Consider the following 24,625-nt stretch of genomic DNA (forward strand, 5'->3'; position numbering starts at 1 on the left):
TACTCTTTACACTCTTGTGTAGCATATCTTTGTTTGCACAAGACTATTTTTCTAAAAAGATTAATACTCTTTAGTAAGAGTCTGTTTTGAAACAGACAGGTAGTAGCTGTAACTCATCAGTACTGCTATAAAAGAATGTAATCAATTGGTTTATTTATATATCGTTCTTGTTTAACAAAGTTAATATAATTACATAAAAAGAATTACTTTTGTTCAACTTATATGAAAACGATTAGCAGCTCACAAAACACATATATTAAGGAACTTGTTCAATTAAAAGACAAGTCTCGAAAACGTCGTAAAACTGGAACTTTTTTAATTGAAGGCAAGCGCGAAATCTCGTTAGCAATTAAAGGAAATTACGAGCTTGAAACCATTTTATTTTACCCAGAATTATTTTCCGAAAAACAACTTAACAACTTAACAAATCAACAAATCAACATTATTAAAATTTCCAAAGAAACCTATCAAAAACTAGCTTACCGAGATACTACCGAAGGTGTTTTGGCAGTAGCAAAATCTAAAACTAATAGTTTAAATAATTTAACTTTTAAAAATAAAAACCCTTTGATTTTAATTGCTGAAGCCCCAGAAAAACCTGGAAATATTGGAGCCATTTTAAGAACTGCCGATGCTGCAAATGTTGATGCGGTCATTATAGCAAACCCCAAGACAGATTTATATAACCCAAATGTTATTCGGTCAAGCATAGGTTGCCTATTTACGAATCAAATTGCAACAGGAAATACAACTGAAATTATAGCATTTTTAAAATCTAAAAATATTAAAATTTACTGTGCTGCGTTACAGGCATCGGTTAATTATCATTCACAAGATTTTAAAAACTCAACAGCTATTGTTGTTGGAACGGAAGCCACTGGTCTAAGCAAAGAGTGGCTTGAAAACGCTACTCAAAATATTATAATCCCTATGCAAGGCGAAATAGATTCCATGAATGTGTCGGTTGCAGCTGGAATTCTTATTTTTGAAGCTAAAAGACAACGTAATTTTAAATGAAACGTCATTACGAGGAAAGAATGATCGAAGTAATCAATTAAAGAAGTAATCAATTAAATCGGAACTAAAAACAAACAGATTGCCACGTCGCTAAAAAGCTTCTCGCAATGACATTAAATATATGACATCAACAACCCTATTTTACATCATCATCGGAATAATAATCATCAATTTTATAATTGATAAAATTCTCGACGCTTTAAATGCAAAACATTTTAATGATGAACTTCCTGAAGATTTACAAGATGTTTATGATGATACCGAGTATAAAAAATCGCAAAATTATAAAGCAACAAATTATAAATTTGGATTGCTAACCTCAACATTTTCTATTCTTTTAACTTTAGGGTTTTTATGGTTTGATGGCTTTGAATTTGTAGACAATATTGCCAGAAGTTATAGCGACAACTCAATTATTATAGCGCTTATTTTCTTTGGAATTATTATGATTGGTAGTGATATTTTAACAACACCTTTCAGCTATTACAGCACGTTTGTTATTGAAGAAAAATTTGGATTTAACAAAACTACAGTTAAAACATTCTTTTTAGACAAAATAAAGGGTTGGCTCATGATGGCTATTATTGGCGGAGGCATTTTAGCATTAATTATTTGGTTTTATCAAGCTACAGGTAAACATTTTTGGCTTTACGCTTGGGGGTTGGTTGCTGTATTTACCTTGTTTATGAATATGTTTTATTCCAAACTTATTGTACCTTTATTTAATAAACAAACCCCTTTAGAGGAAGGGACTTTGCGCGATAAAATTTCGGCTTATGCCAAAACCGTCGGGTTTAAATTAGATAAAATTTTTGTGATTGATGGCTCTAAACGAAGCACCAAAGCCAATGCTTATTTCTCTGGGTTTGGGAGTGAAAAACGCGTAACGCTTTACGACACATTAATTAATGATTTAGATGATGATGAAATTATTGCTGTTTTAGCTCACGAAGTTGGGCATTACAAAAAGAAACATATTATTTTTAATTTGTTCGCTTCAATTTTATTAACTGGATTAACACTTTATATTTTATCGTTATTCATTTCAAATCCTTTGTTATCACAAGCTTTGGGAGTTGAAATTCCGAGTTTTCATATTGGGTTGATTGCTTTCGGTCTCCTCTACTCGCCTATTTCTGAAATTACAGGTTTAATTATGAATGTGTTTTCTAGAAAATTTGAATACCAAGCGGATGATTATGCCAAAAACACCTATAAAGCAGAACCATTAATTACCTCGCTTAAAAAATTATCAAAAAATAGCTTGAGTAATTTAACACCACATCCTGCTTATGTGTTTATGCATTATTCGCATCCTACCCTTTTGAAACGGATTGGGAATTTGAGGAACTAGTGCTGAACACTCCATAACAAAATTTGAATTTCTTGACTTTGTCAGAAAAAAATCATAACTTCGTTTAACAACCGATAAATTTCATTAAAACGGAAACTTATCTTTGCATTGTACCTCATTAATTAAATAAACAAAAAAAATATGATTTGGAAAATTAATATGGATTGGAAAAAAATTATTTTGGCTTTATTCTTACTAGCATCTGTAAGTATTCCTTGTTTCTCCCAAGAAAAAGAACTTTCATGGGAAGAACTACGAAAACAATACCAATTCCCTAAATGGTATACTGAAGCCCGATTTGGCATATGGGTACATTGGGGTGCACAAACACAACCTAAAGAAGGTGGAGGTTGGTATGCACGCCATATGTATATGCAAGATGTGGGTAATCAAAAATGGGGTGAATATGCATATGAATATCACTGTAAAACATATGGGCATCCATCTGAAATTGGGTATAAAGATGTTTTAAATGAATGGAAGGCAGAAAACCTTGACACAGACGCTCTATTAAAATATTTCAGGAAAATTGGTGCGAAATATTTCGTTGCTCTGGCCAATCATCACGATCGATTTGACAATTTCAATTCTACTCATTTTGAGTGGAATTCGGTGAATGTTGGGCCAAAGAGAGATATTATTGGTGAGTTTTCTGAATCAGCTAAAAAATACAATATTCCCTATGGCGTAAGCTCACATGATGATCGCTTCCTGGATTGGTGGATACCCGCTTTTGGTTCAGATGATAGCGGTGAGTACAAAGGAAAACCATATGACGGCCATATGACAAAAGAGGATGGCAAAGGCAAATGGTGGGAAGGAATGGATCCTGCAAAACTTTATGGTCTACCCCCTGAAAAAAGAACACCTGAATACATAGAAGAAGTTAAACATAACTGGATGCTCAGACATAAAGAATTAGTAACAAAATACGACATTGATTTCCTTTGGTTTGATGGCGGTGGATTTCCTTATAAGGAATATGGGAAAGAGGTATGTCAAACTTATTTCAATCATAAACTAAACGAAAATGGTGAAATAAATGCCGTAGTGGCTGGTAAATTTAAGAATGAACCATCAACTGTTAAGGATATTGAAAGGGGAGGAGCTGATACAATTTTACCCTATCCATGGCAAGGGACAACGACGCCCAGAACCTGGTTCTATAAAGAGGATAAAGATAGACTTGAATACAGACATAACGCAAGAACAATTATAGAATTGCTTGTTGATTACATGAGCAAAAATGGTAATCTTCTGTTAAATGTTGAGTTATTACCTGATGGCACAATTCCTCCCGAACAAATAAGCCTGCTGGATGAAGTGGGTGATTGGATTAATCTAAACCAGGAAGCCATTTATGCTAGTAAACCCTGGCACATATATGGCGACAATCTTAATTCTATCAATAAAAGACTGGAAAAGGAAGCAGTTACTGAGGCTGATCTTGAAGCATTAAAAAATTATAAAAAGAGCGAACATTTTAATGAAAGGACCACTCAAAGTCCTGAATATGGACATGAAGAAGTTCGTTTTACAACTAAGGACGCTGTGTTATATGTTATTGTATTAAACCCCAAAGAGGGAGAAATACAACTACCTTCATTAGGGTTAAATTCAGAATATTGTTCTAAAAAGATTAACTCAATTAAAATGATAGGCAGTAACACCAAAATAAAATTTAAGCAGAGTTCTGAAGAACTAACCCTATATATTCCGAGTAACAGGCCAAACAAATATGCAAGTGTTTTTAAAATTGAAAAACTATAAAGAAATGTAATAAAGCCAATTAACAACGAGCTAAAAATATAAATAAACAGATAGGTGAAAAACGAGGTACAACATTTTGTATAAGTAATGGCAGGGAAAGTGCTAAATATAAAGAGGTGCAGCCTACTCAAACTATATTGCGGTTTAACAGGCAGGTACAGCGCAACCTGCCACTACTCATACAATTTACCGTTAAACGAACCTTTCCAAAAGCACCAAGAATTTCACTTTAAATCCATAAATTAACAAAAATGCGAGTTAACGATTGAACGGTTCGACTGCGCTCTCCGCAGGAAACGTTTAAAATCCTTTTTAAAACTTGATGGTATTATTTTGAGATAAGCTATAATTAAACAGATTGCCACAGTCGTGCCACCTTCGCAATGACGTTAGCAGACTAATGCGTTAACGATTGAGCAATTGTTGAAGCTCTTTTTGTGTTGTTGCACCTATGCAACACAAAAAAGCGACTTGCAAAAGCGTGTAAAACGCCCAAAAGAATTAAAATTAGAGGTCTTATAATGAGATTCCTGCCTGTGCAGGAATGACAAGTCAAATAATAGTGTATCTTTGCCGCTTGAAACAAAAGGATGAGACCTCGAAATAAATTCGAGGTTAGTTCAACCAACAAATTTGAATGCACTTTATAAGCTTTTCAAATTTGAATTTCACTAAATTCCTCAGGGTGAGGATGTGTTACTAGAAGTTTAAGGTTAAGTATGTCGATGCGCTTCTTTATGTAACACTACATAACATAATCGCATACATTAAACAAGAATGAGCACATTTAAAGATTTAGGTCTTAACGAATACCTATTACAAGCTATTACAGATTTAGGCTTTGTAAACCCAAGTGAAGTACAAGAAAAAGCAATCCCCATTTTATTAGAAAGTGAAACCGATTTAGTAGCATTGGCTCAAACCGGAACTGGTAAAACAGCTGCTTTTGGTTTCCCTATGTTGGAAAAAATTGATGTTAATAGTAGAACCACTCAAGGTTTAATTTTGAGCCCTACGCGCGAACTTTGTTTGCAAATTACCAACGAAATGAAACAGTACGGTAAGTATTGTAAAGGATTAAACGTAGTTGCTATTTATGGCGGATCGAGCATTACAGACCAAGCACGAGAAGTAAAACGTGGCGCACAAATTATTGTAGCGACTCCTGGGCGTATGAAGGATATGATTAGCAGACGTTTGGTTGATATTACCAAAATTCAGTATTCGGTTTTAGATGAAGCCGATGAGATGCTAAATATGGGTTTTTATGAGGATATTACCGATATTTTATCGCACACCCCAGAAGATAAAAGTACGTGGTTATTTTCGGCAACAATGCCTCGTGAGGTAGCGACCATAGCCAAAAAGTTTATGGATAATCCGCAGGAAATTACTGTTGGAAACAAAAATGAAAGTACAAGTACCGTTTCGCACGAGTATTATTTGGTTAATGCTAGAGATCGATATCAAGCCTTAAAACGTTTAAGCGATGCCAATCCTGATATATTTTCAGTGGTATTTTGCAGAACAAAACGCGATACACAAAAAGTAGCTGAAAAACTTATTGAAGACGGTTATAGTGCTGGTGCTTTACACGGAGATTTAAGCCAAAATCAGCGCGATTTGGTAATGAAATCATTTAGAAATAAACAAATACAAACACTAGTGGCTACTGATGTTGCTGCACGTGGTATTGATGTTGATGATATAACGCACGTTATAAACTACCAATTACCCGATGAGATTGAAACCTATACGCATCGTTCTGGTCGTACAGGGCGAGCAGGAAAAACTGGGGTTTCAATTGTTATTGTCTCAAAAAGTGAAGTACGCAAAATAAAAAGTATTGAGCGCATTATAAAAAAGCAATTTGAGAAAAAAGATATTCCTGATGGTGCTGATATTTGTGAAGTACAATTGATGTCGCTTGCCAATAAAATTCACAATACAGAAATAAACCATGAAATTGATAAGCATTTAACACGTATTAATGAGCTTTTTGCTGATACCGATAAAGACGAATTGATTAAAAAATTCTTCTCGGTTGAATTCACGCGTTTTTATAATTATTATAACAAATCTAAAAACCTAAATATCGCTGAAGGCTCTTTTGATAGTGATGGAGGTCGAGATTTTAAAGGTGGTAAAAACTCAACACGCTACTTTATAAATGTTGGTAGAAAAGATGGTTTTGATTGGATGAAGCTTAAAGACTTTTTAAGAGAACTACTTGATCTTGGAAAAGACGATATTTTTAAAGCTGAAGTAAAAGACAGCTTCTCATTTTTTAATACTGAAAATGAGCTAAAAGAGAAAGTTTTAGCATTTTTTACCGACTTTAAACACGAAGGACGCTTTGTAAACGTTGAAGTATCAGAAAACCGTGGCGGCGGTGGAAGACGCGATAGAAAAGGGGGCGGAAGACGACGTGATGATAAACGTGGCGGTGGAAAACGTGAAGGTAGACGAAGTGATTCTGGAAATAGAAGTGAAAGGCGAAGAAGCGAAGGAAGCTCTAAACCTAGGCGTTCTGATTCTGGTTCTAAATCTAACGACTTTGCATCTTCAAGACCAAGACGCTCTAGACGCTAGTTAAACAGATTATAGTTAAATCTTCCTGCCTAGCGGCAGGCAAGTTTGTTAATTTTAAGTCAAAAAAAAACGTACAAGCTTATTGTTAAAATTTTGTTTAGTATTTTTATAGAAAATTAGCGTTTCTGAATTAAACCTATGAAAAACTACGTTTTACTTTTTACTTTTATATTAATATCTGCATTTTGTGTAGCTCAAGATGCTGATAAAATACTTGGTGTGGTTATTAATTCTGCTAATGACAAACCTTTAGAAAGTGTAAACATTGTTAATCTCAATCAAGTTATTGGTACTACAACAAATAACAAAGGGGAGTTTCAAATAATTGCAAAAGTGAATGATACCCTACACTTTTCTTATTTAGGTTTTAAATCTATAAAAGTTAGAGTAACTAACGACTGGTTTAAATTTGGGAGTTCTAAAATTGAGTTAACCGAATTAGCTTTAGCACTTGAAGAAGTTGTTGTAAATCAATTAAAATTAACGGGATATTTAGAGGTTGATATAAAACAAGTTCCAGCCATTAATAACAACTATCGCTATAGCATTTCTGGTTTACCAAGCACTGGTTACGAAGCTGGAAAACCTACTGCTGTTACTAAAATATTAGGTTCCATTTTTAATCCTGCCGATTTTTTATACCGCATGTTTGGAAAAAAACCAAACGAGTTGCGTAAGTTAAAAAAGATGAAAAAGGATGATGAAATTAGAAACCTATTAGCATCTCGTTTTGATAGAGAAATGCTTACGGTTTTATTGCAAGTAGAACGTGTGGATTTAGATGAAATTGTAAGCCAATGCAACTATTCCAAAGGCTTTATACAAACGGCTAACGATTTGCAAATATTAGATGCTATTAGTGAGTGTTACGAAGAATATAAGCTATTAAGTAGAGGGCGCAGTAAGCGTTTGTAAAGCTTTAAGCAAAGTTAAATTCTAAGCTACAAAGGGTTATTCTATCCCAATAATTATTGAGATTATTTCAGAATCTCACTCCATTAATTTTTTATGATTATGTCAAACTAAAACAAGTTCAGTTTGACAAAAATTATAATTTCAGATTGTATCTTTTTTTGTTGCGCTAGCATGTAACGCTACTCGGTTACCTTCTGTATCTATAAAAGCAACCAATTAAAATACCTCTAAAATCTTGAACAGATATTTCGACATTAAAAACAGTTTCGTAAAACACTTTGACTCTACCCTATTTCTTACAGGAGTTTAAAACCAACCAACCATATTTCTTTTCATAATTTCTATTTTAGAATCATCTTAAAATTACATTTTTTTATAGATTATAAAAACGCTCCACAATTTCATTGTAACTTTTAATCGTTTTTTTACACCAGTCCAAACGTTTTTCAAGTATTTCTTCTTCAGTTAATTGCCAGTTAATATCGGTTTGCTTTAGCTTATTAGTAACATGTTGTAAAATAATAGCGGCAGAGACCGAAATATTTAAACTCTCGGTAAAACCAACCATAGGTATTTTTAAAAAACTATCAGCATTATCAATAACTTCTTCAGATAAACCCTTGGTTTCTCTTCCAAAAAAAAAACAAGCTTTTTTAGTGACATCAAAATCATCAAGTAATGTATCATTTTTATGTGGCGTTGTGGCTACTATTTGATAACCTTTTTGCTTTAAATCACTCAAACAATCTTTTACCGAATGAAACCTGTTTACATCTACCCATTTTTGCGATCCCATGGCAATTTCTTTGTCAATACGCTTTGTATTTTGTTCTTCAACAATATTAACTTCCTGTATACCAAACACATCACAACTACGTATTACAGCACTTGTATTATGCAACTGATACACGTCTTCGGTAGCCACTGTAAAGTGTTTTGTACGTTGCGATAAAACAGCATCAAAACGCGCCTTACGTGATTCGGTTAAATAACCTTCTAAATGTTCGAGAAGTTTTAAATCAATCATATTTCAAAAATACGGAATGTCATTATAGTTAGTATATTTATAACATGAAAAAACACATTGTTGTACTTACGGGTGCTGGCATGAGTGCCGAAAGCGGTATTAAAACCTTTAGAGATGCTAATGGTTTATGGGAAGGGCACGATGTTATGGAAGTAGCAACTCCTGAAGGTTTTGCAGCAAACCCAGAATTGGTGTTGGATTTTTACAACCAACGACGAAAACAATTATTTGAAGTTGAACCCAATACTGCACATTACAATTTAGCAGCATTAGAAAGCAATTTTAAAGTTACTATAATTACCCAAAATGTTGATGATTTACACGAGCGCGCCGGAAGTACCAATGTGATACATTTACATGGTGAATTATTAAAAGTAAGAAGCACCTATGATGAAAATGATGTACAACATTGGAAAACCGATTTAATTTTAGGCGATACATGCAAAAAAGGATATCAATTACGACCACATATTGTTTGGTTTGGAGAAGATGTACCCATGATACCAAAAGCCATAAGTATATGTGAAACCGCTGATATTTTAATTATTATTGGTACAAGCATGCAGGTATATCCTGCGGCTAGCTTAATGCATTATGTACCAGAAAACACACCCACTTATTTTATAGACCCAAAGCCAAATATTGAAAGTAAAGAAAATTTAACTGTTATTGGTGAAAGGGCTACGGATGGGATGAAGAAAGTTGTTAGATTGTTGAATAGTTGATTTTTTGGAGGTTCGCTTAATGGTTTGCGGACATGTGTTGTTTTACTTCTACTACACTCATTACATGTGTTTTATATTCGAGGTAAAAACTAAAATGATTTTTTCTTATAAAGTCAAGTTTAAAAGTTTATAAACTTTTATGCTTCTCCTCAATCCATTTACTCATAAATCTAGTACTTTGTAAAGTATGATGCTGTAACATTTGCCCTGTGAAATTGTTGAGCCGTTTTTCGTGTAGTCGTTTAGCCGTTTCCAAAATAATATTCAAAAACTTTTTATGATGTTCGATTTTATTAAATCGAAAATTAATAATTTCAAATCCATTTTGCTGCATTTCTTTCCAAAGCATTTCATCGCTATATAACCCTACAGCTTTATTTGCAAAATCTTGTGGGTTGTCTTCAATAAAACCGTTACTTTTAATATCTCCAAACATGCCTTCTGCAGCAATAGTAGACATAATACATGGCGTACCATTTTGCATCGCATCAACCAATTTTCCTTTTAAACCAGCCCCAAACCTAATAGGTGCTAAACATATTTTTGATTGCTGCATCACTTCGTTTACATTGTCAACAAACCCTTTTATTATAAAACCGTCTTTATCGTTATGTAATTGATTTACTTTTTGTGAAGCATACGCGCCATATATATTTAAATCTGCCTTAGGCAGTTGCTTTTTTATTAATGGCCAAATGGTTTCTTTTAAATACAAAACGGCGTTATAATTGGGCTCATGCAAAAAATTACCAATAGTTACAAAATGTTGTCTATCATTAAACTTTGGAAGTTTTTCAATGGTTTCTTTTGAGATTTCATCTAACATAAATGGCAAATAAACCAACAACGACTCATCTACTTTAAACTCGTTTTTAAGAAGTTCCATTTCAAATTCCGAAATAATTAAACTTAAATCACTTCTATAAATACTGGCTATTTCTCGCTTTGCAGTGTCGTTAAACAAATAGGCTTTATCAAAAGGTTTACTGTCTTTAAATGCTTGTTGTCTGCCTTTTCGTAAACCATGTAAATCTTCAGTATCAAGAATTCTTAACGCATTTGGGCATTGTTCTGCAACACGCCAACCAAATTGTTCTTCGGTCATAAAACGATCAAACAGTACAATATTTGGATTTAACTCTTTTACAAAAACATCAAAACTTGAATGATTTAATTTTATGTTTACTTGCTCAATTCCAATAGTTTTTAAATCGAAAGCATTATCACTTTTAGCACAAGCACTTGCAAATGTGATTTGATAATTTGCATATTGAAACACATCAATTAACTGCATCATTCTGCTACCAGCGGCAGAACTTTTGGGCTCTGGACAAACAAAACCAATAATTAATAGATGCTTACGACGCATTTAGATTTTTTAGATATCTGGATTATTAGAAAACTATTCTGGTTTCGGCTCCAAGCTATATTTAAAGCGCACTTGTTTTGCCCAATCTACCAAAGCTTTAATTTGTTTATCAGAAAGTTTAGCTTCTGTATGCGTCCAAGTATAAGAATTTAATGGCATCTCTTTTGCTTCAACCATTTCAATAAGTTCTTCAAATTTATGATCTTTTCTTTTAGTAGAATTCCCTATCCACTTCGATACGTTAAAATGTTTTTTTCCGTGTTTAACATGGTTGGCTAGCCAATAGTTTACAGGTGTTATTTTATTATACCAAGGGTATCGCGTAACATCGCTATGGCAATCATAACAAGTTTCTTTTAAAATAAGTTTTACGTCTTCAGGCGGATTGGTTTCTTCTAAAAAGGCATCAATTGATGCTAAATCGCCTTCATTTTTATCAGGACCAAAAAATTGAGCAATTAAAAATACAATAAGTATCAACCAAAGAATCTTTTTTATTATTCGCATTTTAAGTAATTTTAGAAGTTTAAAAATAAGAAAACCTTTTGACTACCGCGCAACTTTATAAAGAATTAAATTACGTAAATCATTCGCGCGAAAAACGCTTGTATTATGCTAATTTAATGCAAGACAATCCGGATTTACTTCCTAGTTTATTAGACATTCTTTTTAGGGTAGATGATAAAATTGCGCCGCGAGCAGCTTGGGTTTTCGAATTTATGTGCAATGCCGATATAGAAACTATAATTCCGTATCTAGATATGTTTACAGAAAACATGTATAAAGTACATTTAGATTCTGCCGTTCGCCCTGTGGCAAAAATTTGTGAATTTTTAGCAAAAGCATACACCTCTAAAACCAATAATAAAATTAAAAACACCTTAACTAAAACACATAAAGAACGTATTATTGAAGTCTGTTTTGATTACATGATTAATAATGAAAAAATTGCGCCTAAAGCTTACTCTATGAACACCCTTTTTTTATTGGGTAAAGACTATGATTGGGTACATCCAGAATTGGCGCTTATTTTAGAACGTGATTTTCAGATGCAAAGTTCTGGATTTAAAGCACGGGCAAGACACATCTTAAAGAAAATTAAGAAAGAATAATTATTAAAACTACAAAAAACTTCCGTATTCAATCTTCCTACTTCGGTCTAAAAAAACTATCTTTGCAACTTCTTAAAAACAACACAAAAGCATGTCATTATCATCATTAAACGCCATCTCTCCAATTGATGGAAGATATAGAAATAAAGTAAACGAATTAGCACCTTATTTTTCTGAAGAAGCCTTAATAAAATACCGTGTTTTAGTTGAAATTGAATATTTTATTGCGCTTTGCGAAATTCCGCTACCTCAACTCCAAAGTGTTGATAATACTATTTTTGAAGACTTAAGAGCTATTTATAAAGATTTTTCTGCTGATGATGCGCAGGCTATTAAAGATATTGAAAATGTAACAAACCACGATGTTAAAGCCGTTGAATATTTTATAAAAGAAAAATTTGATGCTTTAGGTTTATCTCAATATAAAGAATTTATCCATTTTGGATTGACTTCTCAAGACATAAACAACACCGCAGTGCCTTTAAGTATTAAAGAAGCCATGAATGATGTTTATGTACCAGAATATTTAACAGTTTTAGATAAATTAAAAGGTTTGTCTAAGGACTGGTCTGACATTTCAATGCTTGCTAGAACACATGGTCAGCCAGCATCACCAACACGTTTGGGTAAAGAAATTGAAGTTTTTGTAGTACGCTTAAAAGAACAATTTAATTTATTGAATGATGTACCAAGTGCTGCTAAATTTGGTGGCGCAACAGGTAATTTTAATGCGCATCATGTGGCTTATCCAAATATTGACTGGAAAGCTTTTGGCAGCAAGTTTGTACAAGAAAAATTAGGGTTACAACACTCATTCCCTACAACACAAATTGAGCATTACGACCATATGGCTGCTTTGTTTGATACTTTAAAACGCATCAATACAATTTTAATTGATTTAGACAGAGACATTTGGACTTATGTTTCTATGGATTATTTTAAGCAAAAAATTAAAAAAGGAGAAGTTGGAAGTAGCGCTATGCCACATAAAGTTAACCCTATTGATTTTGAAAATTCTGAAGGTAACTTAGGTATAGCTAATGCTATTTTTGAGCATCTTTCAGCTAAACTACCAATTTCTAGATTACAGCGCGATTTAACTGATAGCACAGTTTTACGTAATGTTGGCGTGCCATTTGGACATACTTTAATTGGTTTTAAATCTATCTTAAAAGGATTGAATAAATTACTTTTAAATGAAAGCAAATTTGCTGAAGATTTAGAAAATAATTGGGCGGTAGTTGCTGAGGCTATTCAAACCATTTTACGTCGTGAAGGCTATCCTAATCCTTATGAAGCGTTAAAAGGTTTAACTAGAACTAACGAAGCAATAAATCAAGATTCTATTTCAAATTTTATTGGCACATTAGACGTTTCAAACACAATAAAAGAGGAATTAAAACGTATTACTCCTAGTAATTATACTGGAATTTAATATGCTAAACGACAAACAAACATTAATATTAAGTGGTTTAATGGTTGGTGGTATTTTTGTAACTGGTGTTTTAGATATTCTAGACAATTTTATCGTTTTAACTATACTTACCATTGTTTTTTTAGCGGTTGTTATTAATATTTTTTACGTTAACAGAGCTTCAAAAAAAAGAAAGTAACTTACTTTATAAAATTAAAAAGGGTTGTTGAATAAATTCAACAACCCTTTTTGCTTATTAACATTACTATAAATTTACTTAAAGAAATTCATAATATCTTGAACTTGATTTTCATCAACATTTGCATTTTGCATAGCAGTAACTAAAGTCACCATTTTATCAGGATTCATATCATCACCTAATACCCGAACAATACCAAAACCTAATTCTTTAGCACTACCAAAAATAATAACCTCATCAGCTTCATCATCAGTACCAACATATTTTACAGTAATTTTATTTCCTTTATCACTAAATTCCATAAGATCATTATACTTTTTGTCGCTTAATATGGTCTTTACTTTTGCTAATTCTGCTTTATAAACTTCGGTTTCTGTTTCATCAGCTTTATAGCCTAAAAAGTTTAATCTTTTTACAGATTCGTAGGCTTCTTTTTGCTCTTCGGTAAATTTAGAATCATCTATTTTAACCATTGATATTGGTATATCTTGCGTAATAAAATTTGATGATTCTTGATTATCTACAAAGTATGTTTGTAAACTTTTACCATCGTTGCAGCTTACAAAAACCACTGCTAAAAGGCATACAAATATGATATGTTTTACTGTTCGTTTCATGATTGATTGTTGTACCTAATTAATTCTTTTTATCTAAATGTTTTCCTCCAGGGATATTCATTTTATCGGTAAGTTTAGATATTTCATTCAAATTAATATCTCCTGTTAACGATACTACAACGGTTTCAATTTTACGATTTTCACCGTTAATTTCAACGCCTTTTCCTTTCATCGCTTTATCTACACCATTTACAAAAATTAACAGCTCTTTTACGTGATCGGCATCTTTACCCTCTTTTACGTAAAACTTAACCTCTGTTCCATCGTCTTTAACTTCCATTAATTCTTCTAACCCTCCAGAACGTGATTTTACCCATTTTGAAATATCTGTAGATATCGCTTTATTATCGGTTACTATCGTTTTAAAACTGGTAATACTTTTTACCATATCCATATAGGATCTAGCTTCAGGGTCATCAACATTAATACCCATTTTTACTATCATTTGAAACATTTTTGGCTTAATGTTTACATATGTTACATCGTTATTGTCGCTATATTTATCAAAAATATTGCTTTGTGCCATTCCTGTTATAGGCAATAACATAATTGCCAATACAAATACTATTATTTTATTTTTCATTGTTTTTGTTTTTAAAAAGTTTAAATTCTTCATTGTTTTTTAATTGATACTGAAACACACTTCGACAAGCTCAGTGCAAGATTTCAGCACATGTTAGTTTTTAAAAATTATACGTGTTGCATTCTCAATTTCGTTAAGATACCCGAGTGTTGAAGTGCCTTTATTCACTTCATTTAAATATCCTACCGTTGATGTTCCCTTATTAAAGCTTTTAGAAATCATTTCTAAAGATTTTGTTACTTCGTTAAGAGCTAATTGTGGGTCTTCATAAGTTCCTAAATCATTTGTATTAGTAAACGATTTACCAAAATAAACCCCCAACATAAGAACAGTTACTGCAGCTACAGAAATCCACTTGTAATTAAATGTACGTTTAGTTTTTAGTGGAACGTCTTTAGTAAATTGTTCTTGTTGATTTACCAAAAAATAGTCAAACATAGGTTTATACGTTTCTAAATGAGGTGCCACAGTGTCGCTGGAAAAATAGTTTTTCAACACTTGCTCTTCTTTTAATGATGTCTCACCGTTTTCGTACTTTTCTAGTAATTTTTCTATATTATTTAATACCATAATTATGTGTATTAGTTAATTTTTCTCGTATTGTTTTTCTTGCTCTCGATAAGTTTACTCGTACTGCCGTATTATTCATGTTTAGCATTTTTGAAATCTCATCGTAATCGTATTCTTCAATATCTCGTAATTGAATTATCATGCGTTGTTGTTCTGGTAATTCTTCAATAATTTTGGCTACCCAATTAACACTATCGTTTAATTCAACTTGTTTTTGTAATCCTGTTTCTTTTGCTTCATAATTACTGTGTACAATTTTTAAATTTTGTGCTTGTTTAGATTTTAACTTATCAAAACAAAAATTTTTCGTCATCGTCATCGAAAAAGCTTCCACATTTTTATACTCAGCAATTTTGGTTTTATTATTCCATAATTTCAACAGAACTTCCTGAGTTGCATCTTCAGCTTCTTCAGTAGATATAAGTAGTCGTTTCGCTAATCGAAATACTTTATCCTTAAAAGGCATTACAATTTTTAAAAACTCTGTTTGAGTCATTTTGGTTTGGTTTAGCTAAACAACCTTATTTGGGCTGTTTGATATTACGACGAACAACTTTCTATTTTGTTACACCAGTGATAAAAAATGAATATTTAGAGCTAAACTCTTCAAAATAATTAATTAGTAAGAGGACTAATTTTATACTCGCTTCCTTTAGCAAAGCTGTATATAGTTTTTAATTAGCCTGTGGCAAACCCAATAATAATAAACTAAATACAAAAGCTTTAATAAGGTCTGTAGAATAACAATTTTAATTATTTTTTTTATTAAGCAATAATATAATTAAATTTGAAAAAAAAGCCATTATGAAATCTTTCTCTGTTAATCATTTTTTTATCATATTTCTATTAAGTATCTCCATATTAAGTTGCAGCAAAGATAAGACTCCAGAAGTTGAAGCTGATAAACCTATTACACTTAATAATGAAGTTAATGATTTTATTTGGAACGGAATGAATGAAATTTATCTTTGGCAAAGCAAAATACCAAATTTATCTGATACCCGATTTGATAATCAAGATGAATACTTTACTTTTTTAAATTCTTTTGATAAACCAGAAACCTTATTTGACAACCTTTTATATCAAAAAGACATAGTCGATCGGTTTAGCTTTTTGGTTGATGATTATGTAGCTTTAGAAAATTCGTTTCAAGGAACAACAAAGTCTAACGGGTTAGACTTTAGCTTAGGCAGAATTGGCAATTCAGATGATATTTTTGGTTACGTACGCTATGTTGCTAATCAATCTAATGCTTCTACTAAAGATATAAAAAGAGGGGATTTTTTCATGTCCGTTAATAACACACAATTAACTATTAACAACTATCAAAACTTACTATTTGGTGAAAATGACACTTATACTTTAGGAATGGCTGATATTAATAATAACTCTATTTCTTTAAACGGAAAAAATGTAGAATTAACCAAATCTGATTTTACCGAAAATCCTATTTTAATTAATAAAGTTATAGATGCTAATGGTATAAAAGTGGGCTATTTGATGTATAATAGCTTTATTGCTGATTTTGATAGTGCTTTAAACGATGTATTTACACAATTTAAAACTGATGGCATTACTGAATTAGTACTAGATTTAAGGTATAATCCAGGTGGAAGAGTGAGTTCTGCAATTATATTATCTAGTATGATTACAGGACAATTTACAGATGAAGTATTTTCTACCGAAGTCTGGAATTCGAAATACCAAAACTATTTTGAAACAAACAACCCAGAATATTTAATTAATCGTTTTACAGATAAACAATTAGATAATTCGCCTATTACAAGCATTAATTTAAGCAAGGTTTATGTATTAACTACTAATGGCACAGCTTCTGCAAGCGAACTTGTTATTAACTGTTTAGACCCATATATTGATGTTGTGCAAATAGGCACAAACACAACAGGCAAGTATACGGCTTCTGTAACACTTTATGATTCTCCTAATTATAGTAAGGATAATATAAACACCAATCATAAATTCGCTATTCAACCACTAGTTTTAAAATCTGCCAATAAAAATGGGGTAACCGACTATTTTAATGGTCTAACACCAGATCACATTATTACTTATAATACATCATCAGGTATTGCTAATGGTGAAAATATTATTAACTTAGGTGTTTTAGGTGATGAAAATGAACCCTTTTTAGAAAAAGCGCTATCGCTTATAAAAAGTGAAACAGCAAAAATCTCTAAAAAATCTAAGACATCTATAATGCTTTCTTTAAATTTTGAAGATTTTGCTGATTCAAAAGATTTTACTCCTACAGGTAAAGGGATGTATACCAAATTTAAATTAGAGAAATAACCTCTTTTTTTAATCACTTTAAGCAATGTAAAGGTTTTATATACTATTTTTTAAAATAATGCTATGCGATATTTAAAAGCCCTAATTGTACTATTTATAGTTTCTTCTTTATTTACAAGCTGCTTTGAAGATAATGATGATAACCAAGTTTCAGCTAGCCAAATAAATGATTTTGTTTGGAAAGGGATGAATACTTTTTACTTATATAAGGATGAAGTACCAGACCTTGCTAACGATAGGTTTTCATCAGATGGTGAATATGCGAGTTATCTAAATTCATTTTCTAAACCAGAAGATTTGTTTGAAAGTTTAATATATGAACCGAAAACTGTTGATGAGTTTAGTTGGATTGTAAACGACTATATTGCTCTTGAACAATTTTTTAGCGGAATAATAACCAGCAACGGTATGGAATTTGGCATATTTGGTTTTTCTCCAACAGATACAAATAGATATGGATATGTGCGATATATCCTACCTAACACAAGTGCTACTAACCAAGACGTAAAACGAGGTGATATTTTTTATGGTATAAATGGCACACAACTTACATCAGAGAATTGGAGGACACTTACAAGTGCAGATAATTATACTATTAATTTAGGAAGTTACAACGATAATGGCACACCAGAAACTACAGACGACTCTGTAGACAATACTTCTAAGTCCATTTCATTATCTAAAGCACAATACACCGAAAACCCAATTTTGATAAACAAAGTTTTAGATGCTGCTGGTACAAAAGTTGCTTATTTAATGTATAATGGTTTTACTGGAACTGATCAATTTAATGCAGAATTAAATGATGCATTCGGCACATTTAAAAGCGCTAATGCAACAGAATTGGTACTTGATTTGCGCTATAATCCAGGTGGTTCTGTAAATACCGCTATTTTACTTGCCAGCATGATTACAGGACAATTTACGGGCGATGTTTTTAGTACAGAAGAATGGAACTCAGAATTTCAACAAGCTTTTGAAGATGAAAATCCTGAATTATTAATAAACAGATTTGTAAACAATAATAACGGAGTTACTTTAAATAGCTTAAACTTAACAAGAGTATTTATACTTACAACACGATCAAGTGCATCGGCAAGCGAATTGATAATTAATAGTTTAGAACCATATATAAATGTAGTTCAAATTGGCACAAACACAAGAGGCAAGTATCAAGCTTCAAGAACACTATACGATTCTCCAAATTTTAGTCGTTCTGGCGCAAACCCAAGTCATACCTATGCTATGCAACCTCTCATTTTTAAATCTTTAAACGTTAATGGAAAAACAGATTACTTTGACGGATTGTTTCCACAACAAAATAATATTCTTTTTGAAAGCATTAAAAACTTAGGTGTTTTAGGTGACGAAAACGAACCTTTACTTGCTAGAGCAATTAGTATTATTGATGGCTCAGGAAAATTCCCAATTAATAAAAGTGATAAAACTGAAAACCGCATAGAAATTTCTGGCAATAGTAAAGATTTACTCCCTTTTGCTAATGACATGTATATAGATAAAGATATTCCTAATGATTTAATAAAAAGAGTGTTATTTGAATAAACACAAAACTTATTTTAATTGGAGCTCGGGTAAAGATTCTGCTTTAGCACTTTATCATTTATTGGAAGATGAGCGTTTTACCGTTGACGAATTAATTACTACGGTCAATAAACACTATAATCGTGTTTCTATGCATGGTTTACGACAAGAATTATTAATTACTCAAACTAATGCATTAAATATTCCTGCTAGCTTAATTGAGCTTCCAGAGATGCCAAATATGGAAATATATGAGCAAAAAATGTTAGAAACCGTTTCTAGATTAAAAAAAGATGGTTTTACACATACAGCTTTTGGTGATATTTTTCTTGAAGATTTAAGAATCTATAGAGAAAAACAACTTAACAAACAGGGTTTTAAAGCTGTTTTTCCCATTTGGAAACGCAATACTAAAGAACTTCTAAACGAGTTTTTAGATTTGGGGTTTAAAACCATAATTGTTTGTGCCAATTCTAAATATTTCGATAAGGATTTTGTGGGAACTATTATCGATAAAAATTTTATAGATAATTTACCCAATGGTGTTGACCCTTGTGGAGAAAATGGTGAATTCCATACTTTTTGCTTTGATGGACCTATTTTTAATAAACCCATACAATTTACAATTGGAGAAAAAGTTTATCGTGAATACGATACACCTAAAACAGATAATTCTATTCGTTCTTCTGATAAATATGGTGTTTGGTATTGTGATTTGATTCCATAAAAAAAGCCTCTCAATTATAAACAGAGAAAGGCTTTTATTATTTTTCGTCATTCTGAACTTGTTTCAGAATCTCAACATAATGAGAATCTGAAAATAAATTCAAGTTGACGCTGATAAAATTTATAAATTAATATTTAATCCTAGATTTACATTTCTACCTTTTGTTGTGTAACCTAAAATTTCAAAATAATCTTCATTAAATAAGTTAGTAACACTCGCAAAAAGCTTCACTTTATTTTTAATAATCTTATGGCTAAAATATAAATCAATCAACGAAAAAGACGCTAATTCTTCATTAGCAAACGTAGAAAAGTTAGTATCTGTTCTGCTTCCAACAAATTGATAGTTTATTGATACAAATGTGTTTTTACAAAAATCATAACCCAAACTTGCATTTGCTTTATGTTTTGGTATCCTTAATCGAACACCATCTTTTAATTCTGTAAAGGTATAGTTTGCTCTAATAGTTAAATCTTTTATCGTATTTAATTCTGCTTCAACCTCAAAACCATGTACTGTGGCATCGGTAGTAGCATTTTCATAATTTGTTGTATAAATAATAGTATGTTCTTCATTTCTATTAAAATAAACACCATTTAATCTAAATCCACTATTGTTAGAAAATTCTAATCCACCTTCAATAGTTACATTTTCTTCAGGTTTTAAATTAGGGTTTGGTCCAAAAAAACCAAACAACTGTGATAAATTTGGTGCAATAAACGATGTAGCATAAGAACCAAATACTTTAGCATATCCATTATTAACAGGAATACTGTATGATGGATTTAAACTATACACCAAATGCGAACCATGCTCGCTATGATTATTCAATCTTGTACCTGCATTAATGTTTAATCCAAAATCTGATATATAAACTACGTTTAAATACGGATCGGTATTTGTAAAACTTTCCTCGGCAGCAAATACACTGTTGTAATCTGAATAATTTAAACCAATTATGGTATAAAAAGACTCATTAAATGTATATTTATTAAAAGCATCAACCACAAAACTTTCTGCTTCGTTAGTAGACCCAAAAGCAGAAATAGTTTCTCTGTCAATTTTAGTAAAAGCAGCATTTATTTGAACACTACCATTGGTATAGTTAAACTTTGGCGCTATTGCAAAACGAGATTGTTCAGAAATATACTCATCATTAGTGTCTGCAAACGCAAATGTTGGTGGTGGAAAACCATCAATATCTGTTTTAAATTTATCATAACTACCAAAAGCAGTTATACTAATCGCATCGCTAATTTCATATCCAACTTTTAAATTTGTATTGAATCTTGAAAAAGGATCTTTCTCTGGATTATCAGATTTGGCTGCTGAGATACCATCAACATATCTATTACCAAAACTTGCTAAATAAGTAAACTTATTTGCTGTTCCGTTAACAGACACATTATTTGTAAAACTTGAACCATTATAATTCAAATCATCTTGAGTTTGATTTGTTCCAACAACACTTAAAAAACTTGCTGAAATATCGTCTTTAGATGATTTCTTAGTAGTAATATTAATTACTGCTGTTGCTGCTGCATTACCATAAAGTGTACTTGCTGCGCCTTTAATAATTTCAATAGATTCAACAGTATTTAAATCTAATAATCTTAAATCGAAATCGTTTGCCACTATGGATGGATCATTTACTTGAATACCATCAATAAGTACTAATACCTGTCGGTTGTTTCCGCCTCTCACAAAGTACCCTAAATTTTGGCCTTCAACACTTCTACTTCCATTAATTTCAATACCACTTTTAGTATTAATTAGTTCTGAAATGGTTCTGCCTTGGTTTCTCTCAATCTCCTTTTGAGAAATTTTAATCACCGTTTTACCGGAGTTTTCACGTTTTAACTTAAAACGAGAATCAGAAACAACAACCTCTTTGAGTTGTTCTACTTTTGTTGAATCTGCCTGCTTTTGGGCAAAACCAACCAACGAGTATCCTAAACATAGGATACCTAAAACATTTGTTTTTTTCATTTTAATGAATAATTACTCGAGAATCGCATGGATTATCATACGCAAACTTTTATCCCGAAAGTTTAACTTATTTGTTTGAAAATGGCAGGTCTCCTGACTTGCGTCTTCATGTTGGTCTTCCCAAAGATTACTCTTCAGTGACATTGAAGTTTAACATGAAGCTTAATAGCTTACAGTTGCGGGAACAGTTCTGGAATTAATTATAAAATTGCACCAGATTCCCTTTTAATCTGCTAACAAATGTTAGCAAAACCAAATTTCGGTGTAAATGTAATCATCATTTTTATTTTATTGTTAACACAATTAGTATTATTTTTGAATTAAATTAAACCTGTTGTTATGCGTTCTATTTTTAATAAAAAACAATTAATACTTCTTTCATTTATAATAGCTGCTGCTTTGTTTCGTTTATTTCCACATTTACCAAACGTAACTCCAATTACTGCAATGGCTTTGTTTTCTGGGGCCTATTTTACAAATAAAGCATATGCCTATATTTTACCATTGTTAGCTATGTTTTTATCTGATTTATTTCTTGGTTTTTCTGGTATTACATTATTTGTATACGCCGCCTTTGTTTTAGTAAGCTACATTGGTTTTAAGTCTAAAAAAATGTCAATAAAAAACATATTATTAAGTAGCATTAGCTTTTTTATAATAACTAATTTTGGTGTTTGGCTATTAGGATACCCTAAAACTTTAACGGGTTTAGCGGAATGCTACACTTTAGCTATACCATTTTTTAGAAACTCTTTAATTGGCGATTTCTTTTTTGCTGGAGTTTTATATTTTGGGTTTGAATTTGTTTCTAAAAAGTATTTAAAAGTTGCTTAAATCTCTTTAGTTCAAGGCCTTTATCAAAATTTAATTCTTAAAGCATACCTGTTTAATGATGTGTTTTGCATAATATCTTAGCAAAAAGAGCTATATTTACGTAGCTAAAAATCAGTTTTTTACCCCTATCCTCAAGTCTTTTTTTGATTTTCTTTACCATTTAATAGGCTTAATCTTAAAAAAGTTATCTATAACCAACAATATTTTAATCATGAAAACGAAATTAAGTATTGCCCTTTCTGTAGTTATTATAGCCATTTTAGCATTTTTTGTATTCACTAATTCTAATAATAAAAAATTAGAAAAGCCTCCTAAATTAGTTGTTAGTAAAATTATGTGTACACCAGCAACCTTTTTGCTTGAAGACATTGATACAACAAAGCAAATATCTCCTCTTTTTGAAAACTTAGGCAGTTTAACTTATAAAATTAGTACAGATAATGAAAAAGCACAACAATTTTTTAATCAAGGGTTACGATTAACTTATGCATTTAATCATGCTGAAGCACATCGTTCTTTTTTAGAAGCTTCAAGATTAGACCCAAATGCTGCTATGGCTTATTGGGGTCAAGCATACGCTCTTGGCCCAAATATAAATGACCCATTACCTGACGATCAAAGAAAAGAGAAATACAATGAAGCTATTGCCAAGGCAAAAAAACATATTTCTAAGGCTACACTAAAAGAGCAAGCATTAATAAATGCACTGACTTACAGATATTCAACCAATCTATCAAAAGGGACTGACACACTAAATTTAGATTATATGCATAGTATGGAAAAAGTAGTAAAAAAATTTCCAGATGATGCTAATATTCAAACGCTTTATGCGGCTTCAGTTATGAATACGACACCATGGAATTACTGGGATGAAGATGGAAATCCAGAACCAAATATTAAGGAAGCCAAAGCAGCACTTGAAAAAGCTATGAAAATAGATCCTAATAATCCGGGAGCACATCATTACTACATTCATATGGTAGAACTTCCTAAACCAGATTTAGGAGTCCCTTCGGCAGATAAACTTGGTGAGTTAATGCCTGCTGCTGGTCATTTAGTACACATGCCATCTCATATCTATATTAGAGTTGGCAGATATAAAGATGCCGTAACAGCAAACCAAAAAGCCATTTTAGCCGATGAAGATTATATTTCACAGTGCTATGCACAAGGTATGTATCCATTAGGTTATTATCCACATAACATTCATTTCTTATGGTCTGCTTCAAGCTTACTTGGTGCTAGTGATATAGCTATTGATGCAGCAAAAAAAACTGCTGAAAAAGTTCCTGTTGGTGAAATGGAAGAACTTCATTTTTTACAAAATTTTGCAGCAACGCCACTTTTAGCTTATACGCGTTTCGGAAAATGGAATGATATTTTAACATACCCTAAACCAAATGATAGTATAAAGCATTTAAAACTCATTTGGCATTATTCCAGAGGCATTGCTTTTATCAAAAAAAATAATCTAAAAGAAGCTGACGAAGAATTAGAAGCTATCAAAAGTTACGTTAAAGACACCGATATGGAAACTATTATGGCAACTGGATTTGACTCTGGGACAACGATTGCAGAATTAGCTTACGAAATAGTTTCTGGTGAAATAGCTGCCGCAAAAGGCGATCTTAACTCAGCAATTAATCATCTTAAAAAAGCCGTTAAAATTGAAGATGACTTAACATACAACGAACCTTCTGCGTGGCATATCCCGCCAAGGCAAAACCTGGGAGCTCTTTTAATGAAAGCTAATAAGTATGAAAGTGCTGAAAATGTTTACAGAGAAGATTTAAAAGTACTTAGGCAAAACGGATGGTCTTTAATTGGGCTTTATAATGCTTTAAAAGCTCAAAATAGACTTGATGAAGCAGCTAAAATAAAACAGGAGTTTGATATGGCTTGGAAAGATGCCGACATTGATATAAACAACTCTGTTTTATAATTCACTTCTCATTTACT

At 31.8% G+C, this 24,625-nt stretch carries 22 protein-coding genes and 1 riboswitch; of the genes, 14 read left to right on the forward strand and 8 right to left on the reverse strand.

Annotation, left to right across the window (positions count from 1 at the left end):
* Nucleotides 1-222 precede the first annotated feature (222 nt).
* The 5 genes from L3X37_RS09165 to L3X37_RS09185 all read left to right on the forward strand — a co-directional run bounded on the left by L3X37_RS09165 (nt 223) and on the right by L3X37_RS09185 (nt 7,648).
* Nucleotides 223-1,017 carry a TrmH family RNA methyltransferase gene (locus L3X37_RS09165; protein WP_237239877.1) on the forward strand — a complete coding sequence of 265 codons (795 nt, stop codon included), beginning with the start codon at nt 223-225 and terminating at the stop codon, nt 1,015-1,017.
* Nucleotides 1,018-1,138: 121 nt separating this feature from the next.
* Nucleotides 1,139-2,371, forward strand: a complete 1,233-nt coding sequence (locus tag L3X37_RS09170; protein ID WP_237239878.1) for a M48 family metallopeptidase — start codon at nt 1,139-1,141, stop codon at nt 2,369-2,371.
* A gap of 141 nt (nt 2,372-2,512) precedes the next feature.
* Nucleotides 2,513-4,141, forward strand: coding sequence for an alpha-L-fucosidase (locus L3X37_RS09175; RefSeq protein WP_237239879.1), 1,629 nt, complete (start codon nt 2,513-2,515; stop codon nt 4,139-4,141).
* A gap of 777 nt (nt 4,142-4,918) precedes the next feature.
* Nucleotides 4,919-6,733 carry a DEAD/DEAH box helicase gene (locus L3X37_RS09180; RefSeq protein WP_237239880.1) on the forward strand — a complete coding sequence of 605 codons (1,815 nt, stop codon included), beginning with the start codon at nt 4,919-4,921 and terminating at the stop codon, nt 6,731-6,733.
* 138 nt (nt 6,734-6,871) lie between these two features.
* The gene (locus L3X37_RS09185) at nt 6,872-7,648 is read left to right on the forward strand and encodes a carboxypeptidase-like regulatory domain-containing protein (RefSeq protein ID WP_237239881.1); all 777 of its coding nucleotides are present in this window, start codon (nt 6,872-6,874) and stop codon (nt 7,646-7,648) included.
* A 373-nt stretch (nt 7,649-8,021) separates the two neighbouring features.
* Here the strand turns inward: L3X37_RS09185 and L3X37_RS09190 are convergent, their stop codons facing one another.
* Nucleotides 8,022-8,675 (reverse strand): TrmH family RNA methyltransferase, encoded by a 654-nt coding sequence (locus tag L3X37_RS09190; RefSeq protein ID WP_237239882.1) that lies wholly within the window; start codon nt 8,673-8,675, stop codon nt 8,022-8,024.
* A gap of 44 nt (nt 8,676-8,719) precedes the next feature.
* On the opposite strand from L3X37_RS09190, the gene L3X37_RS09195 reads away from it, so the two are divergent.
* On the forward strand, nt 8,720-9,400 hold the full coding sequence (locus L3X37_RS09195; protein WP_237239883.1) for an SIR2 family NAD-dependent protein deacylase: 681 nt from the start codon (nt 8,720-8,722) through the stop codon (nt 9,398-9,400).
* A 127-nt stretch (nt 9,401-9,527) separates the two neighbouring features.
* Here L3X37_RS09195 and L3X37_RS09200 read toward each other — a convergent pair whose 3' ends face one another.
* Both L3X37_RS09200 and L3X37_RS09205 read right to left on the reverse strand, forming a co-directional pair.
* Nucleotides 9,528-10,769 carry a glycosyltransferase family 4 protein gene (locus L3X37_RS09200; protein WP_237239884.1) on the reverse strand — a complete coding sequence of 414 codons (1,242 nt, stop codon included), beginning with the start codon at nt 10,767-10,769 and terminating at the stop codon, nt 9,528-9,530.
* Nucleotides 10,770-10,802: 33 nt separating this feature from the next.
* Nucleotides 10,803-11,276, reverse strand: coding sequence for a heme-binding domain-containing protein (locus tag L3X37_RS09205; RefSeq protein ID WP_237239885.1), 474 nt, complete (start codon nt 11,274-11,276; stop codon nt 10,803-10,805).
* A gap of 38 nt (nt 11,277-11,314) precedes the next feature.
* Here L3X37_RS09205 and L3X37_RS09210 point away from each other — a divergent pair, with 38 nt between their 5' ends.
* From L3X37_RS09210 to L3X37_RS09220, 3 genes are all read left to right on the forward strand, one after another.
* Nucleotides 11,315-11,881, forward strand: a complete 567-nt coding sequence (locus L3X37_RS09210) for a HEAT-like fold family protein (RefSeq protein WP_237239886.1) — start codon at nt 11,315-11,317, stop codon at nt 11,879-11,881.
* 91 nt (nt 11,882-11,972) lie between these two features.
* Nucleotides 11,973-13,316: an adenylosuccinate lyase gene (gene purB, locus L3X37_RS09215; RefSeq protein WP_237239887.1), complete on the forward strand. Its 1,344-nt coding sequence runs from the start codon at nt 11,973-11,975 to the stop codon at nt 13,314-13,316.
* Between the two features lies 1 nt (nt 13,317).
* Nucleotides 13,318-13,494, forward strand: a complete 177-nt coding sequence (locus L3X37_RS09220) for a hypothetical protein (RefSeq protein WP_237239888.1) — start codon at nt 13,318-13,320, stop codon at nt 13,492-13,494.
* 74 nt (nt 13,495-13,568) lie between these two features.
* Here the strand turns inward: L3X37_RS09220 and L3X37_RS09225 are convergent, their stop codons facing one another.
* From L3X37_RS09225 to L3X37_RS09240, 4 genes are all read right to left on the reverse strand, one after another.
* On the reverse strand, nt 13,569-14,111 hold the full coding sequence (locus L3X37_RS09225; protein ID WP_237239889.1) for a GFO_1091 family lipoprotein: 543 nt from the start codon (nt 14,109-14,111) through the stop codon (nt 13,569-13,571).
* A 19-nt stretch (nt 14,112-14,130) separates the two neighbouring features.
* Nucleotides 14,131-14,694, reverse strand: a complete 564-nt coding sequence (locus L3X37_RS09230; RefSeq protein ID WP_237239890.1) for a GFO_1090 family protein — start codon at nt 14,692-14,694, stop codon at nt 14,131-14,133.
* A 93-nt stretch (nt 14,695-14,787) separates the two neighbouring features.
* Nucleotides 14,788-15,264 (reverse strand): PG0215 family putative anti-sigma factor, encoded by a 477-nt coding sequence (locus L3X37_RS09235; RefSeq protein WP_237239891.1) that lies wholly within the window; start codon nt 15,262-15,264, stop codon nt 14,788-14,790.
* A complete protein-coding gene (locus L3X37_RS09240; protein ID WP_237239892.1) occupies nt 15,251-15,760 on the reverse strand; it encodes a GFO_1088 family ECF-type sigma factor in 510 nt (169 codons plus the stop codon). Before L3X37_RS09240 ends, L3X37_RS09235 begins: the two co-directional genes overlap by 14 nt.
* Before the next feature lie 308 nt (nt 15,761-16,068).
* Here L3X37_RS09240 and L3X37_RS09245 point away from each other — a divergent pair, with 308 nt between their 5' ends.
* The 3 genes from L3X37_RS09245 to L3X37_RS09255 all read left to right on the forward strand — a co-directional run bounded on the left by L3X37_RS09245 (nt 16,069) and on the right by L3X37_RS09255 (nt 19,843).
* Nucleotides 16,069-17,574, forward strand: coding sequence for a GFO_1087 family putative carboxy terminal peptidase (locus tag L3X37_RS09245; protein ID WP_237239893.1), 1,506 nt, complete (start codon nt 16,069-16,071; stop codon nt 17,572-17,574).
* Between the two features lie 63 nt (nt 17,575-17,637).
* Nucleotides 17,638-19,137: a GFO_1087 family putative carboxy terminal peptidase gene (locus tag L3X37_RS09250; RefSeq protein WP_237239894.1), complete on the forward strand. Its 1,500-nt coding sequence runs from the start codon at nt 17,638-17,640 to the stop codon at nt 19,135-19,137.
* Nucleotides 19,130-19,843, forward strand: a complete 714-nt coding sequence (locus L3X37_RS09255) for a Dph6-related ATP pyrophosphatase (protein ID WP_237239895.1) — start codon at nt 19,130-19,132, stop codon at nt 19,841-19,843. The genes L3X37_RS09250 and L3X37_RS09255 overlap by 8 nt, the downstream gene beginning before the upstream one ends.
* A gap of 120 nt (nt 19,844-19,963) precedes the next feature.
* Here L3X37_RS09255 and L3X37_RS09260 read toward each other — a convergent pair whose 3' ends face one another.
* On the reverse strand, nt 19,964-21,832 hold the full coding sequence (locus L3X37_RS09260) for a TonB-dependent receptor plug domain-containing protein (RefSeq protein WP_237239896.1): 1,869 nt from the start codon (nt 21,830-21,832) through the stop codon (nt 19,964-19,966).
* A 66-nt stretch (nt 21,833-21,898) separates the two neighbouring features.
* Nucleotides 21,899-22,104: riboswitch (cobalamin riboswitch) on the reverse strand.
* A 67-nt stretch (nt 22,105-22,171) separates the two neighbouring features.
* Between L3X37_RS09260 and L3X37_RS09265 the strand changes: the two genes are divergently transcribed.
* On the forward strand, nt 22,172-22,666 hold the full coding sequence (locus L3X37_RS09265; RefSeq protein ID WP_237239897.1) for a DUF6580 family putative transport protein: 495 nt from the start codon (nt 22,172-22,174) through the stop codon (nt 22,664-22,666).
* Between the two features lie 211 nt (nt 22,667-22,877).
* The gene (locus L3X37_RS09270; RefSeq protein ID WP_237239898.1) at nt 22,878-24,608 is read left to right on the forward strand and encodes a tetratricopeptide repeat protein; all 1,731 of its coding nucleotides are present in this window, start codon (nt 22,878-22,880) and stop codon (nt 24,606-24,608) included.
* Nucleotides 24,609-24,625 lie beyond the last annotated feature (17 nt).

Origin of the sequence: Wocania arenilitoris, assembly GCF_021728535.1 — a bacterium.
Classification (GTDB): Bacteria; Bacteroidota; Bacteroidia; order Flavobacteriales; family Flavobacteriaceae; genus Wocania_A; species Wocania_A arenilitoris.

What these genes read in the sequence shown, in the direction of transcription:
- purB (WP_237239887.1), top strand. Translation starts at nt 11,973, where the DNA reads ATGTCATTATCATCATTAAACGCCATCTCTCCAATTGATGGAAGATAT.
- L3X37_RS09185 (WP_237239881.1), top strand. Translation starts at nt 6,872, where the DNA reads ATGAAAAACTACGTTTTACTTTTTACTTTTATATTAATATCTGCATTT.
- L3X37_RS09265 (WP_237239897.1), top strand. Translation starts at nt 22,172, where the DNA reads ATGCGTTCTATTTTTAATAAAAAACAATTAATACTTCTTTCATTTATA.
- L3X37_RS09165 (WP_237239877.1), top strand. Translation starts at nt 223, where the DNA reads ATGAAAACGATTAGCAGCTCACAAAACACATATATTAAGGAACTTGTT.
- L3X37_RS09260 (WP_237239896.1), bottom strand. Translation starts at nt 21,832, where the DNA reads ATGAAAAAAACAAATGTTTTAGGTATCCTATGTTTAGGATACTCGTTG.
- L3X37_RS09195 (WP_237239883.1), top strand. Translation starts at nt 8,720, where the DNA reads ATGAAAAAACACATTGTTGTACTTACGGGTGCTGGCATGAGTGCCGAA.
- L3X37_RS09205 (WP_237239885.1), bottom strand. Translation starts at nt 11,276, where the DNA reads ATGCGAATAATAAAAAAGATTCTTTGGTTGATACTTATTGTATTTTTA.
- L3X37_RS09220 (WP_237239888.1), top strand. Translation starts at nt 13,318, where the DNA reads ATGCTAAACGACAAACAAACATTAATATTAAGTGGTTTAATGGTTGGT.
- L3X37_RS09250 (WP_237239894.1), top strand. Translation starts at nt 17,638, where the DNA reads ATGCGATATTTAAAAGCCCTAATTGTACTATTTATAGTTTCTTCTTTA.
- L3X37_RS09230 (WP_237239890.1), bottom strand. Translation starts at nt 14,694, where the DNA reads ATGAAAAATAAAATAATAGTATTTGTATTGGCAATTATGTTATTGCCT.
- L3X37_RS09180 (WP_237239880.1), top strand. Translation starts at nt 4,919, where the DNA reads ATGAGCACATTTAAAGATTTAGGTCTTAACGAATACCTATTACAAGCT.
- L3X37_RS09245 (WP_237239893.1), top strand. Translation starts at nt 16,069, where the DNA reads ATGAAATCTTTCTCTGTTAATCATTTTTTTATCATATTTCTATTAAGT.
- L3X37_RS09170 (WP_237239878.1), top strand. Translation starts at nt 1,139, where the DNA reads ATGACATCAACAACCCTATTTTACATCATCATCGGAATAATAATCATC.
- L3X37_RS09175 (WP_237239879.1), top strand. Translation starts at nt 2,513, where the DNA reads ATGATTTGGAAAATTAATATGGATTGGAAAAAAATTATTTTGGCTTTA.
- L3X37_RS09270 (WP_237239898.1), top strand. Translation starts at nt 22,878, where the DNA reads ATGAAAACGAAATTAAGTATTGCCCTTTCTGTAGTTATTATAGCCATT.
- L3X37_RS09200 (WP_237239884.1), bottom strand. Translation starts at nt 10,769, where the DNA reads ATGCGTCGTAAGCATCTATTAATTATTGGTTTTGTTTGTCCAGAGCCC.
- L3X37_RS09235 (WP_237239891.1), bottom strand. Translation starts at nt 15,264, where the DNA reads ATGGTATTAAATAATATAGAAAAATTACTAGAAAAGTACGAAAACGGT.
- L3X37_RS09190 (WP_237239882.1), bottom strand. Translation starts at nt 8,675, where the DNA reads ATGATTGATTTAAAACTTCTCGAACATTTAGAAGGTTATTTAACCGAA.
- L3X37_RS09240 (WP_237239892.1), bottom strand. Translation starts at nt 15,760, where the DNA reads ATGACTCAAACAGAGTTTTTAAAAATTGTAATGCCTTTTAAGGATAAA.
- L3X37_RS09225 (WP_237239889.1), bottom strand. Translation starts at nt 14,111, where the DNA reads ATGAAACGAACAGTAAAACATATCATATTTGTATGCCTTTTAGCAGTG.